4 protein-coding genes are annotated in these 3,399 nt (G+C 64.0%); 2 read left to right on the top strand and 2 right to left on the bottom strand.

What is annotated here, in order from left to right; genetic code table 11:
* Nucleotides 1-241, bottom strand: a 241-nt coding sequence (locus tag E6J58_01215; GenBank protein ID TMB42991.1) for a Fic family protein, incomplete at its 3' end; no start/stop codon positions are given.
* On the opposite strand from E6J58_01215, the gene E6J58_01210 reads away from it, so the two are divergent.
* Nucleotides 180-881: a DDE-type integrase/transposase/recombinase gene (locus E6J58_01210; GenBank protein TMB42989.1), complete on the top strand. Its 702-nt coding sequence runs from the start codon at nt 180-182 to the stop codon at nt 879-881. The genes E6J58_01215 and E6J58_01210 overlap by 62 nt on opposite strands.
* Nucleotides 761-940 (top strand): transposase, encoded by a 180-nt coding sequence (locus E6J58_01205; GenBank protein TMB42990.1) that lies wholly within the window; start codon nt 761-763, stop codon nt 938-940. The genes E6J58_01210 and E6J58_01205 overlap by 121 nt, the downstream gene beginning before the upstream one ends.
* A 336-nt stretch (nt 941-1,276) precedes the next feature.
* On the opposite strand, the gene E6J58_01200 is transcribed toward E6J58_01205, so the two are convergent.
* The gene (locus tag E6J58_01200; GenBank protein ID TMB42988.1) at nt 1,277-2,899 is read right to left on the bottom strand and encodes a hypothetical protein; all 1,623 of its coding nucleotides are present in this window, start codon (nt 2,897-2,899) and stop codon (nt 1,277-1,279) included.
* Nucleotides 2,900-3,399: the final 500 nt, after the last annotated feature.

The following is a 3,399-nucleotide window of genomic DNA, read 5'->3' as shown; positions in this document are numbered from 1 at the left end:
GCTTGAAGAAAAGGCTCAAGTAAAGCAGCGGCTCGGAGAGCAGCTTCCAGTGCTCCAGCAAGAGCGTGATGAGCAGGCGACCGATGCGGCCGTTGCCGTCGAAAAACGGGTGGATAGTCTCGAACTGGACGTGCACGAGGGCGGCGCGGACGAGAGGCGGCAGGTCGTCGCCGCGGTGGATGTACTTCTCAAGATCGCTGAGGAGACGTGCTAGCTCTTGGGGCGGAGGCGGGACGAAGATGGCGTCGCCCGAGACCTACGGGAGCCCGCGCGTGCACGCCGAGCTGCAACCACAGGGCGTCGCCGTCAGCCGCAAGCACGTGGCGCGGCTGATGCGCTCCGAGGGACTGCAGGCTCGCGTGCGCAAGCGCTACCGGTGCACGACGATGAGCGATCACGACCAGCCGGTGGCGGCCAATATCCTCGACCGGCGCTTCGAGGCGGAACGGCCCAACCAGCGCTGGGTGGGCGACGTCACCGAGATCCTCACCGGCGGCGGCAAGCTCTACCTGGCGGTGATCCTCGACCTGTTCTCTCGGATGGTGGTGGGCTGGGCACTCTCCGCGGCCAACGACCGCCACCTGGCTCCGCGCCCTCGAGCAGGCGCTGCGGCGCCGCTGCCCCGAAGCTGGGCTCCTGCACCACACCGACCAGGGCAGCCCGTACGCGAGCGACGACTACCAACGCGTGCTCACCGCGCACGGTATCACCTGCAGCATGAGTCGGCGCGCAACGCACACGACAACGCCGCGATGGAGAGCTGGTTCTCGAGCATGACCTCGAGCTCGGAGATCGTTTCGAGACGCACGCCGATGCGAAGGTCAAGCTGTTCGACTACATCGAGGTGTTCTACAACCTGGAGCGCAGGCACTCGACGCTGAGGTACTCGAGCCCAGGTCAATTCGAGAGGGCAGCACGGATGGAGCAGGCAGCAGCGTAATCAACTTGTCCACCGAAACGGGGCAGGCTCAGCCGGCTACGTGCTGGCGAACCGGCGGGCCGCGTGTTTGCAATCGTCACGCCCAACTGATCGTGTGGACGGCGTGGCTCGGGGGGGGGCCTCAGGCCAGCGTCAGCTGTGGCCAGAATCCCCATCCACGTTCGCATGACCAATGTGCACCATCGGCACGGAAAGGCACGCCATCAACAAAACTGGCCCGGCGCTTTCGCGCCGAGCCAGGTTGGTGAGGGCCGTCCGAGAGGCGGACCGGGCGTCGGACGAACCCCGCAACTTACGTTGCGCTTGCCCGGGCCGCCATTCTGCGCGTCCATTTGCTCAGTGGTCCGAGTCCTCGAAGAGATCCTTGTTGTGCGCCTTGAAATTGTCCGTGAAGCGCAGGACCTGGAAGCCGTGGCCATCGCTGACAGTCCAGAGCTCCAGCTCGGTTCCGTTGCCGTTCACATTGCCCCGGCCATTGACGTTCCCCTTGCCCTTGCCCTTGCCGGCAACGACCCAGCGCACCCAATGAGCAATCTTATCCACCGTTCGATCGCTCCCCGGTGCCCAGCTCCCTGATGCGGGAAGGACCCTCGTCCGCACAGCCCCTGCCTTCCAGTACGCGATCTCTTTCGCATGGGTTGGATCGCGAATGTCGAAAACGCGCAATTGCGCATTCTGAAAACCGCAAGCGAGCATCTTCGCATTTTTGGGATTGTCAGCGACACATGTTTCTTCGCTGTAGTTGGTCGTCCCCGACTCGGGCGGCAAGTTTGTCCCGGGCGCGGTTCCGGGGGGATCCGGCGGCGTCTCAGCGAGCAGCGCCGAACAATTGGCGGGATCGTTCACTTCCAGCCTGAGCTTGGCGATGATCTTAGGCTTCGTCTCGTCGCCGACGTCGATGATCTGCGGATAACCGAACGGGGACGCCCCCCGGGCACACGCGGCCGCCCAACCGCCCGCGCCGCTCGCGCCGCCGGCCTCGTCCGTGCTGATGAGGTACGGGTGCCCCTTGATCTTCACAGGGATCATGGCCTCGGCTATCCCCTGGTCGTCCCAGAAGAGCGTGCTGACAATCCGGATCTGCGGATTGGGGCGACGGAACTGATAGTCGCTGACGTCCTCGATCACCAGCCCGTCTCTGCCGCTGGTGAAGGGGAAACTGCCTTGTTGCCCCGCGTACAACCGCGTGCCTTCGTGCACACCGGGCAAGAAGCCCTCCGGGTTGAGCTCTAGCCCGTGTGGCCTGCCATCAGTGAAGAACTGCCAGGGGGGGAGCTCCTGCGGGTGCGACGGATCGGTGAGGTCCACGATGTACAGAAAGCCGCCGATGCCTCGGAAGCTCTGGGTCTCGTAGTACGTCCGGCCGTCCGGGGCGAAGGCCCCCATGTGGCCTTGGGCGCCTGGCATGTTGATGCTCGCCTTCAGAACCGGGTGGCGGCAGTCGGCAGAGATGTCATAAACCGCGAAATTCGGCCCACCGTTTTGGCCGGCCACGAGGAGGTGGCTCCGATCATTGGTCTGCACCGTCTCGTGCGGGTTAAGTGCCGCGGGGGTGTCGGTTAAGTGCGCGCTCACCACCGGATGCTGGGGGTCGGAGGCATCGATCACCTTGATGCCTTGGAGAGTGGCAGCACGGTCCGTTCCATAGTAGGCGCAGTCACCGCTGTACGCCGGTCCATCCTGGGAAAATGCTCCTTGAAACTCAGCTTGGGGCTCCTGGCCCACGAGTTCCAGATTGCAGTTGTAGGCGCGCTCGGAATCGCCGCTGAAACGTTCTTCCACCGTCGTCTCGCCTTGTAATCCGCTTTCCGTATGATCCCCAGGACCACAGATTGCCTTGGGCACCGACCCCGGAAATGAGTCCGCCAAGGCGATAGAAGTGCTGAGCAACAGGCCCAGCAAGCCTCCGGTTACAATCGCGAATGCCCTGACTGAGGGAAACGCCTTTGCACTGGACATATTCGTTTCTCCTTCCCTGCACTGCTCGACAAAAAGAGGGCAGCAAACTCGTCGGAAAGGTTGCCCTCTCTTGCTGGCTGCTTAAGGCGCGCTCTACGTAGACGAAGTCAAGGCCCCGTGCGGCATCGGCGACAGGAGGAATCCGGGACGGCGGCGAGCACTGGCCTCCCTGAGTAGCCGCACGGCTTATGTTCGCCGCCGCCTGAGCGCCCTTGGTCTCGAGAACGTGATGTTCGAAGCCGACTCAGTCGCGGTCGCCGTCCGACTCCTGTTGCTTGACGCACACGAAACTGGCCGCGTCGTCGATACTGCCGTGCCCCGTGTACTGTGCTACCTGCGGATACGGCCGCGTCGTAGCGTCAGCAACCTGTCCGCAAGTGAGGCTGACGGCGCCAGCGTGCCCGCTGCAGCTTTCGCGTGCGGCCCCGAGGCCGAGCCGTCCACGTCGCCGCGCTCGTAATGGGCGAGCTCCGCTTTTTGACGGATGGAGACGCCGTGAA

The sequence above is a fragment of the Deltaproteobacteria bacterium genome, from assembly GCA_005879535.1.
GTDB lineage: Bacteria > Myxococcota > Myxococcia > Myxococcales > 40CM-4-68-19 > 40CM-4-68-19.
The sequence above is the reverse complement of the archived record's forward strand: the minus strand, read 5'-3'. Positions and strand labels throughout refer to the sequence as shown.

What these genes read in the sequence shown, in the direction of transcription:
- E6J58_01210 (TMB42989.1), top strand. Translation starts at nt 180, where the DNA reads ATGTACTTCTCAAGATCGCTGAGGAGACGTGCTAGCTCTTGGGGCGGA.
- E6J58_01200 (TMB42988.1), bottom strand. Translation starts at nt 2,899, where the DNA reads ATGTCCAGTGCAAAGGCGTTTCCCTCAGTCAGGGCATTCGCGATTGTA.